Annotated in this window: 22 protein-coding genes and 3 tRNA genes; 11 read left to right on the top strand and 14 right to left on the bottom strand. The window is 51.4% G+C overall.

The genetic code is table 11. From position 1 onward, the window contains the following. Positions 1-147 precede the first annotated feature (147 nt). From PGL01S_RS25490 to PGL01S_RS25535, 10 genes are all read left to right on the top strand, one after another. Positions 148-309 carry a hypothetical protein gene (locus PGL01S_RS25490; RefSeq protein WP_015845409.1) on the top strand — a complete coding sequence of 54 codons (162 nt, stop codon included), beginning with the start codon at positions 148-150 and terminating at the stop codon, positions 307-309. A 180-nt stretch (positions 310-489) separates the two neighbouring features. Then, positions 490-1407, top strand: a complete 918-nt coding sequence (locus PGL01S_RS25495) for a cation diffusion facilitator family transporter (protein ID WP_127497658.1) — start codon at positions 490-492, stop codon at positions 1405-1407. 81 nt (positions 1408-1488) lie between these two features. After that, on the top strand, positions 1489-2601 hold the full coding sequence (locus tag PGL01S_RS25500) for a glycosyltransferase family 2 protein (protein ID WP_164775593.1): 1113 nt from the start codon (positions 1489-1491) through the stop codon (positions 2599-2601). Between the two features lie 49 nt (positions 2602-2650). Further along, a complete protein-coding gene (gene rfbF, locus PGL01S_RS25505) occupies positions 2651-3421 on the top strand; it encodes a glucose-1-phosphate cytidylyltransferase (RefSeq protein ID WP_127497662.1) in 771 nt (256 codons plus the stop codon). Next, positions 3421-4485, top strand: a complete 1065-nt coding sequence (gene rfbG / locus PGL01S_RS25510) for a CDP-glucose 4,6-dehydratase (RefSeq protein ID WP_127497664.1) — start codon at positions 3421-3423, stop codon at positions 4483-4485. The genes rfbF and rfbG overlap by 1 nt, the downstream gene beginning before the upstream one ends. After that, a complete protein-coding gene (locus PGL01S_RS25515) occupies positions 4478-5710 on the top strand; it encodes a class I SAM-dependent methyltransferase (protein ID WP_127497666.1) in 1233 nt (410 codons plus the stop codon). Before rfbG ends, PGL01S_RS25515 begins: the two co-directional genes overlap by 8 nt. 16 nt (positions 5711-5726) lie before the next feature. Beyond that, positions 5727-6275: a dTDP-4-dehydrorhamnose 3,5-epimerase gene (rfbC, locus tag PGL01S_RS25520; protein WP_127497668.1), complete on the top strand. Its 549-nt coding sequence runs from the start codon at positions 5727-5729 to the stop codon at positions 6273-6275. Next, the gene (locus tag PGL01S_RS25525) at positions 6259-6747 is read left to right on the top strand and encodes an acyltransferase (RefSeq protein ID WP_127497671.1); all 489 of its coding nucleotides are present in this window, start codon (positions 6259-6261) and stop codon (positions 6745-6747) included. Before rfbC ends, PGL01S_RS25525 begins: the two co-directional genes overlap by 17 nt. Beyond that, a complete protein-coding gene (locus PGL01S_RS25530) occupies positions 6744-7565 on the top strand; it encodes an NAD-dependent epimerase/dehydratase family protein (RefSeq protein WP_127497673.1) in 822 nt (273 codons plus the stop codon). Before PGL01S_RS25525 ends, PGL01S_RS25530 begins: the two co-directional genes overlap by 4 nt. Positions 7566-7664: 99 nt before the next feature. Beyond that, positions 7665-8618 carry a protease complex subunit PrcB family protein gene (locus PGL01S_RS25535; RefSeq protein WP_127497675.1) on the top strand — a complete coding sequence of 318 codons (954 nt, stop codon included), beginning with the start codon at positions 7665-7667 and terminating at the stop codon, positions 8616-8618. A gap of 63 nt (positions 8619-8681) precedes the next feature. Here PGL01S_RS25535 and PGL01S_RS25540 read toward each other — a convergent pair whose 3' ends face one another. From PGL01S_RS25540 to PGL01S_RS30965, 6 genes are all read right to left on the bottom strand, one after another. Beyond that, a complete protein-coding gene (locus tag PGL01S_RS25540) occupies positions 8682-9371 on the bottom strand; it encodes a uracil-DNA glycosylase (protein WP_127497677.1) in 690 nt (229 codons plus the stop codon). Positions 9372-9383: 12 nt separating this feature from the next. Continuing rightward, a complete protein-coding gene (gene rnhA, locus PGL01S_RS25545; protein ID WP_127497679.1) occupies positions 9384-10061 on the bottom strand; it encodes a ribonuclease H in 678 nt (225 codons plus the stop codon). A gap of 151 nt (positions 10062-10212) precedes the next feature. Continuing rightward, a tRNA-Leu gene (locus tag PGL01S_RS25550) sits at positions 10213-10301 on the bottom strand. Between the two features lie 21 nt (positions 10302-10322). Continuing rightward, a tRNA-Ile gene (locus tag PGL01S_RS25555) sits at positions 10323-10399 on the bottom strand. 36 nt (positions 10400-10435) lie between these two features. Continuing rightward, positions 10436-10512, bottom strand: a tRNA-Met gene (locus tag PGL01S_RS25560). Positions 10513-10664: 152 nt separating this feature from the next. Beyond that, positions 10665-10829 (bottom strand): hypothetical protein, encoded by a 165-nt coding sequence (locus PGL01S_RS30965; protein WP_015845421.1) that lies wholly within the window; start codon positions 10827-10829, stop codon positions 10665-10667. A gap of 184 nt (positions 10830-11013) precedes the next feature. Between PGL01S_RS30965 and PGL01S_RS25565 the strand changes: the two genes are divergently transcribed. Continuing rightward, positions 11014-11526: a 2'-5' RNA ligase family protein gene (locus tag PGL01S_RS25565; RefSeq protein ID WP_127497681.1), complete on the top strand. Its 513-nt coding sequence runs from the start codon at positions 11014-11016 to the stop codon at positions 11524-11526. Between the two features lie 114 nt (positions 11527-11640). Here the strand turns inward: PGL01S_RS25565 and PGL01S_RS25570 are convergent, their stop codons facing one another. From PGL01S_RS25570 to pyrF, 8 genes are all read right to left on the bottom strand, one after another. Next, the gene (locus PGL01S_RS25570) at positions 11641-13185 is read right to left on the bottom strand and encodes an ABC transporter substrate-binding protein (protein ID WP_127497683.1); all 1545 of its coding nucleotides are present in this window, start codon (positions 13183-13185) and stop codon (positions 11641-11643) included. Between the two features lie 7 nt (positions 13186-13192). Further along, the gene (locus PGL01S_RS25575) at positions 13193-14077 is read right to left on the bottom strand and encodes an ABC transporter ATP-binding protein (protein ID WP_127497685.1); all 885 of its coding nucleotides are present in this window, start codon (positions 14075-14077) and stop codon (positions 13193-13195) included. A 5-nt stretch (positions 14078-14082) separates the two neighbouring features. Beyond that, complete coding sequence (locus PGL01S_RS25580; protein ID WP_127497687.1) at positions 14083-17001, bottom strand: ABC transporter permease; 2919 nt, start codon at positions 16999-17001, stop codon at positions 14083-14085. A gap of 1 nt (position 17002) precedes the next feature. Next, positions 17003-18079, bottom strand: a complete 1077-nt coding sequence (locus tag PGL01S_RS25585; RefSeq protein WP_127497689.1) for an efflux RND transporter periplasmic adaptor subunit — start codon at positions 18077-18079, stop codon at positions 17003-17005. Then, complete coding sequence (locus PGL01S_RS25590; protein ID WP_127497691.1) at positions 18045-18776, bottom strand: ABC transporter ATP-binding protein; 732 nt, start codon at positions 18774-18776, stop codon at positions 18045-18047. Before PGL01S_RS25590 ends, PGL01S_RS25585 begins: the two co-directional genes overlap by 35 nt. Before the next feature lie 174 nt (positions 18777-18950). After that, on the bottom strand, positions 18951-20678 hold the full coding sequence (locus PGL01S_RS25595; RefSeq protein WP_164775594.1) for a methyl-accepting chemotaxis protein: 1728 nt from the start codon (positions 20676-20678) through the stop codon (positions 18951-18953). A gap of 178 nt (positions 20679-20856) precedes the next feature. Further along, on the bottom strand, positions 20857-21504 hold the full coding sequence (gene pyrE, locus PGL01S_RS25600) for an orotate phosphoribosyltransferase (protein ID WP_127497695.1): 648 nt from the start codon (positions 21502-21504) through the stop codon (positions 20857-20859). A gap of 3 nt (positions 21505-21507) precedes the next feature. Further along, positions 21508-22233, bottom strand: coding sequence for an orotidine-5'-phosphate decarboxylase (pyrF, locus tag PGL01S_RS25605; RefSeq protein ID WP_127497698.1), 726 nt, complete (start codon positions 22231-22233; stop codon positions 21508-21510). Positions 22234-22265: the final 32 nt, after the last annotated feature.

Consider the following 22265-nt stretch of genomic DNA (forward strand, 5'->3'; position numbering starts at 1 on the left):
CGATCAAGGCTTTTTTCGTTTCTATCAAGACGATCCGCGGCATGAATGTTGATAGCCGTGCCTATCCGCAGCATCAGCGGCATGCATTTTCTTCCTTAAATCGCGCAAACTAAGCCGTCTTGCAAAACAATCGAAGGAGTGGATAACATGCGTGAAGGTTTGATTCCTGCCGTTCTCGGAACCGTTGTGTCGGCCTCTGGTGCATCCCTGCTAAGAAAAAGCAAGTATAAGCTTGTAGGTACCGGTGTTCTCGGATTTGGCTTGGCCCATATGGTGCTTGGCGCCATTGACCTGATTGAGCACCGTTAGTTTTGCAGGACAAGCAGGGAGGGAGCCCTTGGCTCCCTCCCTTTCGCTGACTTTTAACTGCGCCTAAAAATCTTGACCCGTTGCAACACTGTTTCTCTAGACCCACACGACCTTCATCATATATGATAAGGGTCGTTGTTTTTTTCGCGTGGTTAGGAAATTATTGGAGGTTGTAAAAGAGTGAGCGATTCAAACGTATCAGGTACAAAAGTTTCATCGAATGTCTTCGCCATCTGGATCAGCTTATTCAGCAATCTGATTCTGACGGGCATTAAACTAATTGTAGGCCTTATGTTCAAAAGCCAGGTATTAATCGCTGACGGCGTACATAACGCCGGTGACGTCATTGCGTCGATGGCCGCCTTGGGCGCCGCAAAGGTAGCGCAAAAACCCGCGGATGAGGACCATCCGTACGGTCATGGCAAAAGCGAGCTGATCGGCTCTGCGCTGGTCGCCATTATTATGGTGATCGCCGCCTTATTTATCGCTTACCATTCCTTTGAGTCCTTCTTCCACCCTGCCGCCGCGGCAAGCATGGTCGCCTTTGTTGCCGCCGTTGTCTCTCTTTTCTGGAAGCTGTGGTTATACATTTATTGCATACGAATCAGCAAGCAGACGAGCAGTAAAAGTCTTGAAGCTACCGCTTTCGATCATCTGGCCGATGTTTATGCGTCGCTTGCCGCCGTTCTCGGGATCGGAGCGGCTATTATCGGGGAAAGAAACGATATCGCCTTCCTAAGCTACGGCGATGCGGCCGCCGGGATTGTTGTTGCCTATTTCGTATTGAAGCTTGCTTATCATATGGGGAAAGAAGCCGTGGATGTACTAATGGAGAAAACCGTATCTCCGGAGATGCTGCAAGATTACGAGCGTCTTGTCTCCTCCATCCCGGAAGTAAAACGTATTGACAGAATCCGGGCCAGAGAATTCGGCCAATATGTCATGATTGATGTCCGCGTTGGCATTCCCGGAGAGCTTACCATTCAAGAAGGCCATGACGTCTCCCGAAAAATAAAACAAATCATTCTCGAGCATCACAAGGACGTGGAGGAAGTCCTCATCCATCTGAATCCTTGGTATAAGGATGATTCGGAGTAACCCTCGCCTAAAGACCTGCAAAGGTCTTTTTTTGATTCCAAAAAATACAATTTAACAATCGGGAATCTGTCTATTTGCGAGGTGATCGTTCTGCCTAACCAACCATTCGTCAGCTTTGTTGTTCTTGCTTACAACCATCTGGAGATAACCAAACGTTGCATCGACAGCCTTCTCCTACATACTCCGTTAGAAGGCAACGAATTGATTCTTGTCAATAATGGCTCCTCTGACGGCACACAGGCATATTTTGATTCGATCCCGGGAGCCAGCCCCGTCCATCTCCCGCAAAACGTCGGTCCGGTCAACGGATTTAATGTCGGAATGAATGCTGCGCAGGGAAAGTATATCGCGTTAATCAGCAACGATATGATTCTAACCTCCGGGTGGCTTCCGAATCTGATCGCTTGCATTGAATCGGATCCGGGGATCGGATTCGTCTCTCCGGGAGCCAACTATGTAAGCAACTTTCAGCAGATCAGCCTCCCCTTTCAGACGCTTGAGGAAATGCAGGTTGAGGCGAAGGCGTATAACGTATCGGACCCGAACAAATGGGAAGAGCGGATCCGGCTGATGCCCGTCATCCTCTTCTCCCTGACCGATCGGCTCCGAGAAATCGGGGGCTATGACCCCCGCTTCTACTTCGGCGAGTTCGGAGACGATGATATCAGCTACCGGTACCGCAGAGCCGGCTATAAGCTTGTCTATGCGGGAGATACGTTTATTTATCACCACGGCTCGGTCACAACCGGCATCGATCAGCAGCAGAACAATTCCCTCCAGGTCAGCAGGCAAATTTTCTACAATAAATACGGAATAGATTCCTGGGCGGAAGGGCTCCCGAATATGCAGCTCGTAGACGCCGTAAGAAGGCAGTGGTCACCCCGGGAATCGGTCTCCATCCTCGCCATTAACTGCTGCATTGGCGCTACTCCTCTCGCCGTCAAAACGTTCATGAAGCAGCAAGGCGCCCGCAATGTCCGGCTTACCAGCCTATCGAATCAAGAGAAGTATTTGGTTGACCTGCGGACAATCTCCGACCGTACATTCTATTTCGATACATCGGAAGATTTCCGGCAGCTGCTTGGCGGCGAACAATTCGACTATATTTTATTTGAGCATGGCTATTCCGAATTTATCCGATCCTTCGATGAATTGAACCGCTATTTGCTGCCTACGGGCCACCTCTTCGCGTAGCTTAAACGCATCAGCAACTGAACGATATTCGCCAGAAGGAGGTTGCCCCGTGAAAGCTGTAATCCTGGCCGGCGGACTCGGAAGCCGGTTATCCGAAGAGACGATATCCAGGCCTAAACCGATGGTCGAGATCGGCGGCAAGCCGATTTTATGGCATATCATGAAGATTTATTCGCACTACGGGATTCACGACTTTATCATTGCGGCCGGCTACAAATCCTACGTGATAAAGGAATATTTCATGCATTATTACCTGCATCAGTCCGATGTCCACTTTGATCTGTCCGACAACCGGATGACGCTGATGAATTCGAAAGCCGAGCCTTGGAAAATAACGGTTGTGGATACGGGCGAGCATGCGATGACAGGCGGGCGGCTGAAGCGGCTGGCTCCTTATATCGGCGATGAGACCTTCTGTTTCACATACGGCGATGGCGTTGGCGATATCCACATTAACGAACTGCTTGCTCTTCACCGCAGCGAAGGCAAGCTGGCCACCGTAACCGCAGTGAATCCCGGAATGCGATACGGCATTCTCGAGATTGAAGATCGGAAGGCTCTCTCCTTCAAGGAAAAACCCCATAACGATAAGCACTGGATTAATGGCGGTTTTTTCGTTCTGGAACCAAAGGTCATTGAATTGATTCGCAGCGATGAGACCGTCTGGGAGCATGGCCCACTGGAGTCGCTCGCTTCTTTTGGAGAGTTATCCGTTCACCAGCATCAGGGCTTCTGGCATTCGATGGATACGCTAAGAGACAAGAACGAGCTGAATGAGTTATGGAATAAAGGAAATGCGCCATGGAAGGTGTGGAAATAATGGACACGTTCTGGCATGGAAAAAAAGTGCTCGTCACCGGCCATACCGGTTTTAAAGGGAGCTGGCTGTGCGCGGTATTGCAGGACCGGGGAGCCGAAGTCGTCGGCTATTCCCTCCCCGCTTCCGCGGCGCCTAATATGGCGGAATGTTTAACGCTTGATATCACTTCAGTAACGGGTGACATCACCGATCTGACCGCGTTGTCGGAGACGTTATCCGTTCATCGGCCCGATATCGTCTTTCACCTTGCTGCCCAAGCGCTTGTCCGGGACAGCTACCGCGACCCGCTTGGGACCTTTTTGACCAATGCGTACGGCACGGCCGTCCTTCTGGAAGCCGTAAAGAAGTCTCCCGCTTCCACCGCAAAGGTCGTCATTAACGTTACAACCGACAAGGTTTACGAGAATAAAGAATCGGCAGAAGGCTATTCGGAAAACGATCCGTTAGGCGGGTACGATCCCTATAGCGCAAGCAAAGCCTGCTCGGAGCTCATTACCGGCAGTTACCGGGATGCCTTTCTCGCTCCGCTTGGCAAACGGATCGCAACCGCCCGGGCGGGCAATGTGATCGGCGGAGGCGATTGGGCAGCGGACCGTATCGTTCCGGACCTGATTCGGAGCATGACTTCCGGTGAACTGCCGGTTCTTCGGAGCCCTGATGCCGTACGCCCCTGGCAGCATGTGCTGGAGCCCATTAACGGCTATATCCTTCTTGCGGAAAAGCTCTGGCAGGAAGAGCAATATGGCGGGGCATGGAATTTCGGACAGACCATTGACCAAGGAATAACGGTTGGCGAACTAGCCGCGCGTCTTATCCGTCGATGGGGAAATTTGCCGGAGGTGGCGTATAATACCGGCAAGCAGCCCCATGAAACCAACACCCTTCTGCTCAATTCCGATAAAGCTTACCAAAGGCTTGGCTGGGGCTCCAGGCTAACCGTTGAGCAGACTATCGGCTGGACGGTAGACTGGTACCGCGCCTTTTATGACGGAGAAGATATGCAAGCCGTTACTTTTACGCAAATCAGCCAATACGAGCAATTGGAGGTGAACCGTCCTGGCTAATGCCTTATGCCGCTCCTGCCGCCATCCGCTGCAGCATGTGTTTGTTGATCTCCGCACCTCCCCCCTATCCAATAACTTTCTGCGGCCGGAGCAATTAAACCAAGGAACCTCCTATTATCCGTTGCGCGTTTTTGTATGCGGGCACTGTCTGCTCGTTCAACTGGAGCAGTTCGAATCACCTCGGGAGATCTTTGAGGAATACGCCTATTTCAGCTCGTATTCTTCCAGCTGGCTTGCTCATGCCAAGCAATATGTAGACGCTATTATCCCCCGCCTGTCTTTAGACCACTCATCCTCCGTTATCGAGATTGCGAGCAATGACGGCTATTTATTGCAGTATTTCACACCGCACAACATTCCGGTTCTAGGTATTGAACCAGCTAAAAATGTCGCAAAGCAAGCGGAAGGAAAAGGCATCCATACGGTATCGGAGTTTTTCACATTGGCTTTCGCCAGACAGCTTGCCCGGGAACGGGGGACCGCTGACCTCATTATCGGCAACAATGTACTGGCCCATGTTCCTGAGCTTCAGGACTTTGTTGCCGGTCTCAAGGAGCTGTTGTCCCCTACCGGTACCCTTACTTTGGAGTTTCCTCATCTACTGCGGTTAATGGAAAACAATCAATTCGATACAATTTACCATGAGCACTTTTCTTATCTATCTCTTCTTAGCGTTTCGCATTTGTTCGAGCGTTTCGGATTAACGATCTATGACGTTGAGGAGTGGCCGACGCATGGCGGTTCTCTGCGCGTATTTGCCCGGCATTCCGAGCATGCGAAGCTGACGGTTACCCCGCGCGTGGAAAAGGTACGGTTAGAAGAAATCGCATACGGCTTGAAGAAGGTGAGGACGTATTTTCGTTTTCCCGCGCAAGTAAAAGCGGTTAAGGAGGAAATATACCGCTTCCTGTTTCAGGCTTCCCGCGAGAACAAACGGATTGCGGCTTACGGAGCTCCCGCCAAAGGCAATACGCTTTTCAATTACCTCGGCGTCGGCACCGATTATATCGATTACGCCGTGGACAAAAATCCGTACAAACAAGGCTTATACATGCCCGGAAGCCGGATCCCGATCTACTCTCCCGGGCGAATCAGGGAAACAAAGCCGGATTACCTTGTCATTCTGCCCTGGAATCTGAAAGACGAGATTGAGAAGGAACTCCAATATACGCGACAATGGGGAGCCAAGCTGGTCGTCTGTATTCCCAAGCTCGAAATTTATTGAGAAAGGATGATGCTATATGCTTTTTCATAAAACATCGCTTGAGGGCGTTTATTTGATCGAGCCGGAGCCGATCACCGATAACCGCGGATTTTTTGCCCGAGCCTTTTGCCGCGATCAATTCATGGAACGGGGGCTTGAAGAGAACTTCAGGCAGTGGAGTATTTCGAGCAATATCCATAAGGGGACAATACGCGGCATGCATTTTCAGAACCTGCCGTTTGCCGAGAACAAAATGATTCAATGCATACAGGGCAGCGTATACGATGTCGTGGTAGATATCCGGAAGGACTCAAAGACCTACAAGCAATGGGAAGCCTTCCGGCTTACCGGCGAAAATCATCGCATGCTCTACATCCCCCCGGGCTACGCCCATGGCTTTCAAACGCTGGAGCCCCACTCCACTCTCTACTACCATATGTCCGGCATTTACGATCCTTCCATGCAGAATGGAGCGCGATACGACGACCCTGCCTTTCAAATTAAATGGGTATACGACAATCCCGTCATAAGCGAGCGGGATGACTACCTCGCGCCATGGAGCGATGACTATGCACTTGATCTCTGATTCGGCAGCGATCTCTCCTTTATGCGATCTTGAAACCTCCGTCCGCGGCAGCAAGCTTGTAATAGGCGACCATTGCATGATTGATGCTTTTGTGAAGATCAAATTTGCCGGAGGCTCCGGCGATGTACGGCTGGGCCAGCATGTTTACATCAATTCCGGTACCGTTATCTACTCCGGAAACGGAGTCAGGATGGACGATAACGTGCTTGTTGCCGCCAACTGTACCTTTGCCCCCGTAAATCATGCCTACCGGGACCGGAATAAGCTAATTCGGGAGCAGGGCTTCCTGCCGAGCAAAGGCGGAATCATCATTGAGGAGGATGTGTGGATTGGCGCAAACTGCGTAATACTGGACGGCACTCATATCGGAAAAGGGGCTGTAGTGGGGGCAAATTCGCTTGTTCGCGGCAAGCTGGAGGCTTATGGCGTTTATGCGGGGAACCCGCTTCAGCATAAGGGGTCGCGGTCATGACAAGCGACAACCTGGCAACCGTTATTGGAGCAGGCGGGTTTATTGGTTCACACCTAACGGCTAGGCTGCGAACGATTGGTTTTGACGTTTTTTGCCCGGAAAAAGGGTCTTCGTCCGTATTCGGCCGGCCTTTGGGACATGTTTTTTATTGCGCCGGCATTACATCGGATTTCCGTTCCCGCCCCTATGATGTGGTGGAAGCTCATACAGGGTTTATCAGCCGTCTTCTGCATGCGGCGGATTTCCGTACTCTGCTCTATCTGTCTACAACCAGACTGTACCATCGGGCGGAATCTACGCGTGAGGAGGCCGATCTAAGCGTTAATTCCAATCAGCGCGAAGATATTTATGCGTTATCCAAGCTGCTCGGCGAATCCGTCTGCCTATGCTCGGGCCGGTCAAATGTCCGTGTCGCAAGGCTGTCCAATGTGGTAGGCGACGATTTCCGCTCCGGCAATTTTATTTACTCGGTTATGAAGGATATCCTGGATCATGGCTCGGTTACGCTGTTGTCAACGATGGATTCGGAAAAGGATTATATTCGGGTCGAGGATGCGGTTGAGGCTCTAATTCAAATCGCCTTGAGGGGCAAGCAATTTATTTATAATGTAGCAAGCGGAGTTAATCTGACGAACCAACAGCTGTTCGATGCCTGGACCGAGGTGCGTTCCTTCGAACTGAATCTCTCTCCTTCCGCTGTCCGGCTTGCCTTTAAGCCCATCGAGATTACGCGGATGCGGGATGAGTTCAATTTCCGGCCGAAACCCTGCCTGACGGCCATTCAACAGCTCTTAACCGGCAGATCTGCAAAAACTTAGCAACTTTTCGTATGACTCTTCTCTTTTTGGTGCAACAATACAAATATTGGACTCGTTATTATAGATGCTATAGCAAATCTCAAAACAAGAGGAGAGTCGATGATGAAACTTAAAGCAGTTCTATTGCTAGCCATGTCCATGCTGCTTGTATTTACTCTGGGGCAAACCGTATTCGCCTTCAGTGATACAAGCAAAGATCCGAATAAATCAAAGATTGAGTCCCTGGAAAAACAAGGCGTTATTAAAGGCGAAAAAGGCAATAAATTCAACTCCAACGGCAAGCTGTCCTACGCTGCCGGCATTTCGATGATCGTTAAAGCTTTTGACCTCAATATCGACAACATTCGTTTCATTAAGAAGCCTGAGGTTGCCGATTATTATCCGAATCTGAAGAACGGCTCATGGTATGCGGATGCGTTTATCATTGCCCAATACAATGGCCTGGAAGTACCTAAGAACGTAAAAGCCAACGACGAAATGACACGCGAGCAGTTCGCCCACCACCTTTTCAAGGCAATTACGAAAAAAGGCGATTTCGCCTTTATCGAACTGTACATGACGATTAACGATGAAAAGGATATTAACAAGGATTATATGAACAGCATCCAAAAGCTGCTCATTTCCAAAATCGCAACGCTGGATAAGAAAAACAATTTCTATCCAAAACAAAAAATTACGCGCGGCGTGGCGGCAGGCTGGTTGTACGACGGTCTTGAATTCGTAAAGAAGACGCCAACGATCCCGGCAGAACCGGCTCCGCAGCCGATTCAAGATCTTAAACTGACTGTAACCTCGGTGAACAAGGACATCAACAAAGTAACCGTGTCCGGTCAAGCGCCTCATCCTGGTTACGGACTCCGCGTTACATCGATATCCTTCGTTGATGGTCAAGCGATTATCAAGGTAGAAACGGTTCAACCGGATCCGAACAAAATGTACCCGCAAGTGATCACCGAAGTTAGCGCAACCACTTATGTAGACGCGGCTTACAAGCCTGTACTGGCTTCGGCTAAGGCCGATACTGCCGTAAGCAGCGTAGCTTCGGCTAGCTAATATTGCGCAAATAAAAAGCCTCCCTATCCATTACGAACATGGACCGGGAGGCTTTTTTGCGTATTAATCTTGTTCCGGATGCTCGGGCAGGCTCCAATCAATCTCCGTATAGCCAAAACTCCGTAAATGCTCGTTCACTCTCGAGAACGGACGGCTGCCAAAAAAGCCTTTCCGCGCCGCCAACGGGCTTGGATGCGCTGATGCGATAACCCGATGCTTACTCGTATCTATGAAGGCCGCTTTATCCTGGGCATGCTTGCCCCATAAAATAAAGACAACCGGCTCTTCCCGTTCATTCAGCTTGCGGATAATCCGGTCGGTGAACCGTTCCCAGCCCAGCTTCTGATGCGAATTGGGCTGCCCTTCTTCAACGGTCAGGACCGTATTGAGAAGCAATACCCCTTGCTTGGCCCACGAGGCAAGAGAGCCATGCTGCGGAATCGGACAGCCGATATCCTGCTGCAGCTCTTTATAAATATTTCTCAAAGAAGGCGGTATAGCAACCCCCTCTTGTACCGAAAAGCTAAGCCCATGCGCCTGATCCTGGCCATGATAAGGATCCTGTCCGATAATGACAACCCTCGTCTGCTCATAAGGCGTAAGCGAAAGCGCATTAAAAATATGTTCGGCTTTGGGATACACGGTCTTCGTTTCATAAAGCTCCCCAAGCTTCGCTTCCATCTGCTTGAAGTACGGCTCGTCCATCTCACCCTGCAGAAGCTCCGCCCAATCGTTGTTCAGCTGAAAATCCATCTGTCGTCTCCCTTATTTCCGTCCGAAATCCGCGCGGATTTCTCCCCATTCTTCCGTATTCCATTTTAGAACTTTATTGCTGTACGTATTATTGCGCAGCCAGTCTAGCGCCCAATCAGCCAATTCCCAAATCTGCTTGGTCGATGCGTTTCTCACGAGACTCGAAGCTATCTTCTTGTTCCGTAGCCAGCTTAGCGCCGTTCGCGAGTCGCTGTAGATCGTTTGGCTGCTTCCTTTTTTCTTGAGATAATCCAGTGCGTGAACGACCGCAATAAACTCTCCGAGATTATTGGTGCCGTTCGGAATTGGGCCTACGTAGAACAAAATATCGCCCGTTTGCGTATCCACGCCTTTATATTCTACCGGCCCCGGATTGCCCCGCGTGCCAACGTCAACGGAGATGCTGTCATAATCAATCTCCTGCTCCCCTTCTGCCGCTGCAGACGGTTTAGAGGCGTAAAAGCCAGGCTTCTTTTTTGCCGGCGAAGCCGCAGGCGCTGCGGTCCCTTTCCCCTGGCCCCAATGATTCTTCCAGCCTTCCTTGTACGCGGCTTCCGCCTTATCCTTCGATTCAAAGGATTTATATTTCGCTTCCGGATATCCGTTCACCTGCGCCTGGCATTCCGGCCAACTCTTGTACACGCCGGGCTGCTTGCCGACCCAGACAACGTAATGTTTGCTTCCCGCCATCCATGAACCACCTTTGCTTTCAACATTGTCTTCCTATTGTAATGGATTCGGGGATAATCATCCATACTCTAACCAAAGTAAAAACCCCTTTCAAAGACTGTTGAGTCAATGGAAGGGGTTTATCTTATAATTCCTATGTAGTTCTGAAAAATGGTGCCGAGGACGGGAATCGAACCCGTACGGTGGTCACCCACCGCAGGATTTTAAGTCCTGTGCGTCTGCCAGTTCCGCCACCCCGGCATTTTGTCTTGATGCTTCAAATGGTGGGCCCTGAGGGACTCGAACCCACGACCAATCGGTTATGAGCCGACCGCTCTAACCAACTGAGCTAAGGGCCCTCGATAAACGTCAGAATCACGTTTCAGTCGAGTGGTTGGTTGCGGGGGCAGGATTTGAACCTGCGGCCTTCGGGTTATGAGCCCGACGAGCTACCGAGCTGCTCCACCCCGCGATATCCATTTGTTAAAGTCATCAAATTGAAATGGCGACATGGATTAATATACTATACTCCTATATGCAGAGTCAAGCATTTATTTCTCATCGAGGAAAAAAAATGAACATTTTTTTATTTGCGCATATCGCTGTGCCCTCTACAACATATGCTTAAACAAGAAAACGTACGCCGTAACGCCCTTTTCTCGAACGAAAAACCTCGATCTCCTGCGGGCATTCGTAGCCGTAAACCCACCAGTCATTTTCCATTCTCCTTACAAGACAGCCAGCCTGAAATTTGGTTTCGTATAACCGCACCCAATATATCCATTTCATAACGGATCCCTCCTCGAGATATATAATGCCCAAATTCGGTGAAATCAAGCAAATTGGGTATAATCGAAATAGCAAGCGGCAGCGCCGTCTTCAGGAGGAGCAGCATAGGTTTCGCGAGTAAGAAATATGCAAAGGATAAGGATAACCTGTACTTTCTTACATTCGAATAAAGGAGCTGATGAGTATGCTTTACGGTATTGCGGTTTTCCCTTCACAAGCTGTACAGGACTTCGCCAACAGCTGGCGTATTCGACACGATCCGCATTATTCGATCATTCCGCCGCATATGACGGTCCGGGACAAGGAAGAGCTCTCCGATGCGCAATTACCGGCTATTACCGAGCATATGGAAGCCGTTGCTTCACAAACAAAGCCGTTTCAAGTCCATTTCAATCGCGTATCTTCCTTTTATCCCGCAAGTCATGTGCTGTATTTGGCGCTGGAGGATCCAACGCCCATGATCCGGCTCCATGAAGCCGTCTGCAGCGGGCCGCTACATGTTCCATCACCAAACTTCGTCTATACCCCGCACGTGACGATCGGGCAAAATATGCCGCCAGATGAGCTCCACGATCTTTACGGCAATCTCCGGATGTCCGCCGTCGATTTGACAACGCCGATTGACCAACTGCATCTACTGCGCAAGACCGCAAGCGGCGTATGGCATATCGATAAAAGCTTTGATCTGCAAGGATAGGATTATTGCGGTAACTTCGCATTCTACAGAGTCATTCGAAATGCTCCATTGCCTTAAAAGAAAAAGAGCGGCTGTGCCAGATTTAATCTGCACAGCCGCTCTTTATATTGCGTATTAACCTGCCGGTTCGGCTTCTACGGCCGTGTCGTCCAGCGGTCTTACGATTGGACCGCCGCCACCGACGCCCTCTCCGGTACCGCCGTTCGGATTCGTTTTTAGCTTCTCGAGGATGGCATTTCCTTTTGTCTCCCATTCCTGGAGCGCTTCCTTGGCCGATATATCCCCTTTGATGACCTTCTGGAACAATTCATATCCCGGGGATTGCGCTTCCCAGATGCCCGGCTTCTCCCGCTGCAGCTTCTCCGTGTCGGTAGATTGCGGAGGAATAGGCTTCAGCGTCGTAAACGCGTTGATGTTGTAATTCATTCCGTCTTTTGGTTTCAGGAATTCTTTGCGCGCAACCAGCTCATACGAGCTGCGCGATTTAAGCTCTGCCCAATCTTTGCTGTTTGTAAACTGCACGAAATCCCAAGCGTCGTCAGGGTTTTGCGCTTTCGCGTTGATCCCCATCAGCTGGCTGAAGTAGATATTGCCACCGATGCCCGGTTTGGAGGTTTGAGTCGGCATCGTAACGACATCCCAGTCGAAAGGCGTGAAGTTCTTAATTTTCGAAGCATTGTTCATCGCGTTGCTGATCTCGTTAACGTAGCCGTATTCCGCGATTGTCATTGCAACTTTTCCGTTCAGGAACATATCGCTGCCAAGCGGATTGTAAGCGCCTGGATTGTCTGTCGAAATTTTAGTCTGCCACGCGCTCATATCTTCTTGGCTAGGAGAAATTTTTTGCTTGTAGAGATTAGCTACCGCATTCCATGCGGATTCCCATTGCTCGTTGTTTACAAGCATTTTCTCGCCTTTGTCATCCCACATCTTCAGCTGCAATGGAGCCGCATAGGTCTGAACATCGCTGAAGCCGTCTCCTGCCCAACGGTTAATGGAGAGGCCAAACTTGCGGTCCGCTCCTTCGCCGGTAGCTACACGCGATGCCAAGTTGATAACTTCATCCCATGTCATGTTGTCTGTTGGTACATCGATACCTTGATCAGCGAACAATTTCTTGTTGTAGTACAAGGCCGAAGAGCTGAATGTAGGCGTCAAAGCATAAATATTGCCGCTGTCGTCTGCCGATTTGATGCCGTCGATAACGGTTGGCACATAGTCGGTCAGGTCAAATTTGCTCTTCTGGATAAGCGGATCCAGCTGCTGAAGCAGATTGTCTTGGATCAGACGGCGCAGCATGCTGTAATCCAGAATAACAACGTCAACCGGATTGTCGCCGGTTAACATTTCTTTCATTTTCGCGAACGGATCCGGCTGTTTTACGACGCCGTTTGGATCGGGCGTATCATATCGTTGGTCGTTGTAATCGATCGCGCTTACGATTTCGAAATCGATGTTCTTGTGCATCATTTCATACGTATCGGTATATTGCTGGCGGACATAAGACTCGTTATCCGCTCCTCCGTACAATACGCCCAGGCGAAGCACATGCTTCTCCGCCGTGCTTTCGGAGCCTTTGCTGCAGGCTGCAAGCAGCGACGTGGACATAATTAGCGATAAGGACAAAAAAGTTACTTTAGACGCCCATTTCCTCTTCATTTGGTTTCTAACCCCCCAGTGATTTCGGCGGTGTAATGATAATCCGCTCGCCGTCAAATTCCATCGATGCCTTGTCTTTAATGTTTAGTGCGCTCAAATATTCTTTCGGTACCTGCAGTCGGCCGACGCGATCCACGACAACATAAGCCTCATGAACGGCTTGAAGCCCCTTCTCCTCCTGCTCTTCCTCACCTCCACCGGGAATCATATTCGGATTGCGTTTCAGAAATTCCGTGCTCGTTAATCCGTCGCGGATGGCGACGACACGGTCCACCTTGCCGGCAAGCGTAAGATCGTGAGTAACGATAACGATCGTTACCCCAAGCTCTTTGTTGAGCTTACGGAATATCCCCATTATGAGATCCGATGTTGCCGTATCTACGGAACCGGTAGGTTCATCGGCAAGCAAAAGCTTAGGACGGTTGCAAAGCGAAATAGCGATGGCCACACGCTGCTGTTCACCGCCGGAGAGCTGATGCAGCTTGTTGTGCATCCTCTCTTTAAGACCAACCCATTCAAGCAGCTGCTTCGCGTAAGCCCGGTCGACCTTGCCTGATAGCATCATCGGCATCTCGACGTTTTCAAGAGCCGTCAGATACGGCAAAAGGTTGCGGGCATTATTTTGCCAGATAAACCCGACGGTTTCGCGCTTGTATTTCACAAGATCGTCTTCGGAAATTTTGAGCAGATCCCATGGTCCGACATGGACGGAGCCTGCGGAAGGACGGTCGAGACCGCCCAATATATTCAGCAGGGTCGATTTACCGCTGCCGCTGTTGCCGATGATAGCCATAAGCTCTCCGTCTTCGACCTTCAGGTTCAGACCTTGCAGAGCGACGACCTCCAGATCGTCGCTTTTGTAAATTTTGACGAGACCTTCGCATGTAATCATGTTGTTTACCGCTCCTCTCCCATTTTGACCGCTTGATGAACGCGCAGTCTGCGGATATGCAGGAAGAGCAGCACCGCTCCCGTCACCATCATAAATCCAACAACCGCGTAAAGCTGGTTCGTGTCCTTCGAGTCGAAGACGACCCGGAAAGGCGGAACCGTATCCGCCACATTCTCCGCGGTCTGCAGGAACGGCAGGAAGATAAGACTCGTTACCTTGCCAATCAATATGCCTAATCCGATCGAGAGCCCCGCCGTAAACAGCTGCTCAAGCAACAGCATGCCGGTCAGCTGTCTTCTGGAAAGACCCATGGCCCGCAATACGCCAAATTGCACGACCCGGCCGGATAGATTAAAGAACCAGTACAGCACGTATCCGGTTAAGGTAACGATGACGGATACGAGGAAGCCTAGGCTAAGAATACCGAATACCCCGCCTCTTGTCGGAAGCTTCGATTGGGTAATCAGCTCCGAGCGCACATCCTTGATATTGGCGATATCGATGCCTGCCTTCTGCAGCTCCTCCACGATTGGCGCAACCTTCGCATCCGGCTTCATCTTGAGCCATACCTCGTAAGGCATCATCGGAAGCTGGTCGTAAATATAATCCAGATTCGTGATTACAAACGGCGATTGATCCGGATATTGCGTCGGCCAGTATGGAAGAATGCCTACCACAACGAAATCCAGCATGCCTTCCGAGAAGCCGACCGAGATTAGATCTCCCGGCTTCAGCTGGTATTTATCCGCTACATTGGACGGAATAAGCGCCGCTTGCTCATACATGCCTAAGTAATTCAAATAGTTGTAAGGATGGATCGGGAACAGATCGCTGCGGAACCAGGCGACCTTCGCAAAGTCCACATTATCGATTCCCATGATACTGCCCTGCCCGATCGAGCGGCCGGAAACAACCACGTTGCCTTTGGTCTGGAGAACGCGGGCAGCTGCCTCTACGCCTTCCAGCTTGCGGAAAATTTCAAACGGCGGTTCATTGTACAGAATCCGGGTTGGTACCGGCTGCTGGCCGCCACCGCCGCCACCTCCGCCGTTACCGCCTCCACCTCCGCCGGATCCGCCGCCATTGCCGCCGTTTCCACCGCCGCTGCCGCCGTTGCCGCCGTTGCCGTTATTCCCGCCGTTTGGACGCACCACCTCGACGGTGCCTTCCCATACCGTCTGGACGGTAACATCCGTACCGTATTTGTACAGCGTTCGTTCGGTAGAGTTAAGATCGATAGTCCGCGCCGCGGAAGCGTTGTACACGCCAAGACCAAGCGTCAGAATCAGCAAAATCATAAGCGGATAGTAACCTTTGGATGAGCGTGACAGCTGTGTCAGCGTCAAATAAAGCGGTACCGGAAGGAACTTGCGTCCCAGCCAGTTGAACAGCTTCAGCAGCCACGGGAACAACCGCAGGCAGACGAGGCCAAGCGCAAAGATCGATAATGCCGGCACAAAGAACAAGAACGGTTGAACGTTTAATTGATCGGTTGTCATGCCGGTCTGGAAGGACAACATCTGCCGTTCATTAAACATGTACCAGCCGTAGCCTGCCACTCCCAGCAGTACGACATCAAGGAACCAGCGCTGCCATAACGGACCGCGGTCCGAGCGGGCCAGCTCTCTCTTATAGCTGACAATGGAGGAGCGTGCGTAGATAACCGCCGGAATAACGGTGGACAGCACCGCCAGCAAGACAGCCGCCGCCCCGGCGATCATCGCTTCGGTCGAGAAGCCTACCGGAATCGACTTCCGGTTAACGAAGGACAGGAAGCCGTCCGCGGAGCCTATGCTTTTCGCCATAAACCAGCCTATGAAAGGTCCCGCTACTATCGCCAAGCTGCCAAGCAGCAGACCCTCGAGCAAATAGATCCATATAATCTGCCTGGTTCCCGCTCCCCTGCTTCGCAGAACGGCTATATCGCTTCGCTGCTTGTCGAGCGACTGGCGGGCATTCATCGCTATAAAGTAGAACACCATCGCAAGCATCGGAGCTGCAAGCGTGAAGAGAAGCGTCTGGAGCTGCAAGCTTTGCTTCTTGAACTCCGTCAGCGTGGAAGCGAAGGAAATTTCCACTTTCGCGCCTTTGAGCTTCTGGTACAAATCGATGTTGAGACGATCCAGCGTCCGTCCAAGAGGCGACAGCTCGCTCGTCTTGATCTGCGACAGATCAAACGCGTAATACCAGCTTGCGTTGTTAACCGGGATGCCCGCTTTCTGAATAAGCGATCCCATAAACTCGTCTTCGCTGATCTGCAGCGTATTCATCATGCCTTCAAGACCTTGGTACCAATATGGATCGGTCTGGTTAAGCGGCTTTACAACGCCAACAATCTTGACGCGAAGAGTCATATCCAGACCGCCGTATACGGGATACTCGAGAATATCGCCGACATGAAGATCGTTGCGGTACATCCCTTCCTCCAGCATGACCGCTTCGAGGACGTCATCTTCGCCTTCGGTATTTTTGAACCACCGGCCTTGCGTGATTTCGGTTTTGGCTTCGAGATCCGCCATCGTCATAATCGTCATTTGACGAATACGGCTTGCGTCAACCTTCGTTGGATCCTCCGGCACAACCTCGGCGCCACGGATCGAATAGCTGGACAGCTTCGTCTGGTAAGGGAAGCCGATAAGGCCCGGAACGTCCTCTTTTATGAAGCGTTCCATTTCCTTTAATGCGGCAGGATCCGTCTTCTCGCCGCCCGGCACCTGGTAGCGCATCAGCAGCGAACCGGCAGGGAGGCCGTCGCTTTTCTCCTGCAGCGATTGGGCCACGACGCGCTTTAACGCGCCGTCCGCGTACATCGGAATACTCGTTGCGAATGCAACGGCCATAATAAGACCGGCTAAAGTGCTTAACGTCAGCCAGCGGGTATTCCACATTTTGCGGAACAGAAATCGAAATAATGGAATCCCCATGCTATTTACCTACAACTTTCTGGCCTGGCGTAAGTCCTTTTATAATTTCGATCTGCGTTGCCGTTTGCTGGCCAACCTCGACGTCCACCTCCCGCTTCCCTTCCGCGTCTACGACCTGGACATAAGTTCTGGAGCCGATCGTGCGAAGGGTGGATGGCGGAATAACGACGACGTTTTCCTTCCTTTTCGTAATAACGTTAATGGATAATGGCGTACCGCGGCCAATCGTTTTAGGCAAATCCTTCACGGAAATAATCATAAAATCTTCCGGACGTTCTCTCTCCGGCTGCTGGCCGCCTCCGCCTCCGTTGCCACCACCGTTGTTCGAATCGGAGGAGGTAACCGGGAGCGCCTTCACCGTCCCCTTGAATTGTCCGGCATTGTTGATATCCACAACGACCGGCATGCCTACCGCAATTTTGGCTTGTTCGTCCTTCGTCAGCTTGGCGGCGGGAACAAGCAGACTTGTATCCGCAATAACGGCAATCGGGTCATACGCTTTGATCAAATCGCCCTTCTGTACATTGAGCGTAACAACCGTTCCGCTAAACGGCGCGGTCAAGACCGCACGGCTAATCTGCTCCTCCAGGTCCGCGAGCGCTTGCTTCTTCTCCTCGAAGGCAATGGACTTTTCCTCGAATTCAATCGGATCCATCTCGTCCTTGCCTTGAAGCGCTTCTTTCATCGCCGTCTCTTCTCTGCGGAAGGCCAGCTTCTGGTTGCGAAGATCCTTCTGCATCAGCTCGACGTCCAGCACGCCAATCGTCTGGCCCGCTTTTACCTGATCGCCGGCTTTAATGTTCAGTTCCTTCAGACGCATACCGTCAAGCGTAAAATAAAGCGTCTCTTCCTGCTGCGAGATCATCTTCCCGATAACCTGCACCTTCGTCTCCAAAGTAGCCGTCGTCACTTCGTATTCCGGCTTCTTCGAGATTTGAGGCGGTGCGATGGACGGCAGCACCTCCTCTTCCGGTTCATCGGGCAGCAGGGAGCAGCCGCTGGTCATCAAGACCGAAGCCGCAATCATTACAGCCGCAGAACGCTTATATAAATTTCCCGTCCACCATTTCATAGACATGATCGGCAACCTCCAAAATTGTAGGATCGTGTGTTGTCATACAAATCGTAACTTGTTCCGTGCGAATAATATTTTGAAAGACCGCCATAATCTGTGCGGACATGTTCGAATCGAGCTCGGCGGTTGGTTCATCCGCCAACAAGAGAATGGGCTTATGCGCAATGGCTTTCGCGATCGCCACGCGCTGCTGCTCGCCCCCGGACAGCTCGAACGGACGGTGATGCATCCTTTTCTCAAGGCCTACCAGCTCGAGGCAATAGGCGACCCGCTCCTTCCACTCGGACCGGGGAGTCCCGGCCATCCGGAGCGAGAGCTCCACGTTCTCCCAAGCCGATAGCAAAGGCATTAAAGCAAACGCCTGAAAAATAAATCCCATTTCCTTGCGACGGATCAACGTACGCTCGGTGTCGTTTAATTTATGAAACGGCTTGCCGTTAAACCAGATCTCGCCTTTGCTAGGCGTATCCAGTCCTCCGAGGCAATTCAGCAGCGTCGTTTTCCCTGAGCCCGAACGGCCCCGGAGCATAACAAGCTGACCTGGTTTCAGTTCCATATGAAGTCCCTTCAGAACGCGCAGCGGCGCTCCCCCGGCCTGAAATGTCCTTTCCACATCTACAACCGACAGCAACCTGTTGTTATGTATTTCGTTGTCCTGCTGCCCTCCAACTTGTCGTTCTTCCTCGTCTGTTGCCGCCATGAACGGATGCGATACCTCCCCTATTTCTCTTTCATAATTCTCATCTTAATCGTTAGACGTAGCGGGTTCAGAAAAAGTTCCAAACGGAAGAAAAATCTTCAAAAATAAAATAGGCATCGTACATATTGCCGTCAAATCGGACATATGCACGATGCCTTTTGCTGCCTTTTTACATTAATTCACTTTAAAATAGTTCACTTCCCTATTAAGCTCGCGGGCAACTCCGTCCAATTGGCTTGCCGCGGAAGCAATGCTCTCCATGAGGGCAAGCTGTTCTTCCGTTGCCGCGGCAACGCTCTCCGTGCGCTCCAGATTAGCCGCAGCCGATGACGCCGCTTGGTCCATCGAAGCATTAACCTCCTCGGAGCTCGCCGACATCTGTTCGGTAATCGCCGAATTCTCCTGCAGCTGCCCGGTCATCGTATCAATGGCTGCCACAATGACGGTTAAACTATTACGGAGCTCTTCCACGCGATTGTTGCCGCGCTGTACTTCCTCCAGTGTCCGTGCCATATAACCGGAAGCTCCCGCGATCTCGCCTCTTGTCTCTGCTACCAGCTGATGAATGCTGTCGGCGGATTCCAGGGAGCTTGCCGCCAGCTTGCGAATCTCGCCCGCAACAACGGCAAAACCGCGTCCCTGCTCGCCTGCTCTTGCCGCTTCAATGGAGGCGTTCAGCGATAAAATGTTCGTCTGGTTCGCAAAGGCGGTAATGTTCTCCGCAATCGACCCGATCTGCTGGGACCGTTGCTCCAATGTCTCGATCATACCCGCGAGCTGCCCGATAACCTCCTTGATCTGGCCCATCTGTACAACCAGACGCCCAAGCGCTTCCTGCCCTTGACCTGCTTCAACCGCCGTTGCTGCCGACTGCTCCGCCGAAGCGGACGTATTTTCAGCTAAACGCTGAATGCCGATAGCCATCTCGTCGATCGCCTTCGCCGTTTCTTCCGCGCTGCGCGCCTGTACCTCCGTCCCGCTCGTCACCTCTTGAATATTAGCCGCAACATGCTGCGAGGCAGTCGAGGATTCCTGCGACACGATGTTCAGCTGGTTCGTGGATGCGGCTACATGCTTGGCATTAGTCGATATAGAAGAGAGAAGCCGTTTCAGCACGCCTATCATCTCGTCCACGGAGCGCAAGCTGTCGCCAAGCTCGTCCTTGCTGTATTTGACGTTTCGTTCCGAGGTCAAATCGCCTTCCGCTACCAGCTTTGTTCTTGTCTTCACGGCGGATACCGTCTTCATCACGCTTCGGATTAAGAAGTATATAAGGGCTGCCAGCAAAAGGGTAGCAATCGCCATGCCGACGTAATTGCCCGTTTTCGTAGATGCCAGCTGCTTATTGCTGTCCGTGATTTGCTGCTTGGCGTAGCTGTCCAGCAGGTTAAATATTTCGTCCAGGCCTGTCCGTGCCTTCTCGTATTGCTCATGAATCTCCGCATCCTTGGCTGCTGCGGTACCGGATTGAAGCTCGCCGCTGACAAAAGACGCCCATGCGCTGAAGTCGGCTTCAAAGTCCTGAATCAGCTGTCCCATGGTTGTGCTGCCGTCCTCGCTTTGAAGCTCAAGCAGCTTATTCGCCTCGAATATCGCCTTTGCCTCATTTACGCGGTCATCCGCTTCTTTTAGATTTTGGGAAAATACATCGTTCCAGACCTTTTTATCCGCTTCTTTTAATTCACCCAAGGCCAGATATTGGTAGGCGGAATAGGCTTGATACAGATCGCGGTCCGCATTCAAAATCAGCGATGTGGAGCGGGCGGACACGCCGTATACTTCATCAGCCATCGTCTTGTTCACCTTTTCCAGCTCGGTAAGCGAGTAGATCCCCGAGAAGACATAGAATAAAAGCGGCAACACCCCGATTAAAGCCATTTTCCACCTTAAGTTAAATCTCATCTGCATGATTCTCCCCATTTCAGCAATATCAAATTAAATGATCTAATAAGATATCGGCATATGAAAGAATGTTCGAAATAACGACGGCTTACATTTTACATAATTTTATGTCGAATTCCGAAAACAAAAAAAGAGCAAATCCCATTCGGGACTTGCTCTTGGTTTGACCAGTCAGCTCTTATTTGCCGAAAGCTTCCGGATTCGCGCGCCATGCCTGCAGCGTTGCGATATCCGCGCTTTGCACTTTACCGATTTCAACAGCCGCTTCAATCAGCGCGCTGTAGTTGGATAACGTTTCAAGCGGCATGTTTTCCGCCGCGAATGCGTTCGAGGCTTTCTCGAACTGGTAAGTGAAGATTGCCAGAACGGACAATACTTCCGCGCCCGCCTCGCGAACCGCAAGACCGGCTTTCAGAGAGCTGCCGCCTGTCGAGATGAGGTCCTCGATCACGACAACCTTTTGCCCCGGGTTGATGCGGCCTTCGATTTGGTTTTGCTTGCCGTGGCCTTTTGCTTTATCGCGGATGTAAGCCATAGGAAGGTTCAGCTTTTGAGCCACCCAAGCCGCATGCGGGATACCGGCAGTGGAAGTTCCGGCGATTACTTCGGCATCCGGATAACGTTCGCGGATTACGGTAGCGAAACCTTCCGCGATCATATCGCGAATCTCGGGATAAGTCATAGTCAGACGGTTATCGCAGTAGATTGGCGATTTCAAACCGGAAGTCCAAGTAAAGGGATCATTCGGGCGAAGCGCCACCGCTTCGATCTCCAGCAGTTTTGTTGCGATTGCGCGCGGCAATTCCGTTAAAGTTACATTCGTCATGGCTTAGATCAGCTCCTCGATAATAGATTCCAATGCTTCACGCGGGCTAGCCGCTGCCGTAATCGGACGTCCGATTACCATATAGTCCGTTCCTTGCCGCAAGGCTTTGCGAGGCGTCATAATGCGGGATTGGTCGTTTGTTGCCGCCCAAGTCGGACGGATGCCAGGCGTTACGGTCTGGAATGCCGTGCCGCAAGCAGCTTTTATGACTTCCACTTCAAGAGGTGAAGCCACTACGCCGTTCAGGCCTGCGCGTTTTGCCAGCTCCGCATAACGGACCACGGCCTGTTCCACCGAGCCAGCGATTCCGATCTCTTCGTTTAATACTTGTACGTTAGTGCTGGTCAGCTGCGTTACCGCGATAATAGCCGGTCTTGCTTGTCCGCTAGCGAGTGCGGCTTCCGCGCCTTCCACAGCCGCCTCCATCATCGCCGCGCCGCCGGCAGCGTGCACGTTAAACATGTCGACTCCAAGCTTTGTTACGCTGTTCGAGCCGCCTTTTACCGTATTCGGAATGTCATGCATCTTCACGTCCAGAAAAACGCGATAACCGCGTTTCTTCAATGCTTCTACGAACGACGGACCCGCCGCGTAAAAGAGCTGCATGCCAACCTTCATATAACACGGGATGCCTTCCAGCTCGCCAAGCAAACGCTCGGCTGAAGCCGCATCCGCATAATCAAGGGCAACCATGACTTTGCCTGCCGCTTGTTCTCTTGTTAAACTCATCGCAATCAAAGTCTCCTTTCGCTTCTGAGGCC

Origin of the sequence: Paenibacillus glycanilyticus NBRC 16618, assembly GCF_004000805.1 — a bacterium.
Taxonomy (GTDB): domain Bacteria; phylum Bacillota; class Bacilli; order Paenibacillales; family Paenibacillaceae; genus Pristimantibacillus; species Pristimantibacillus glycanilyticus.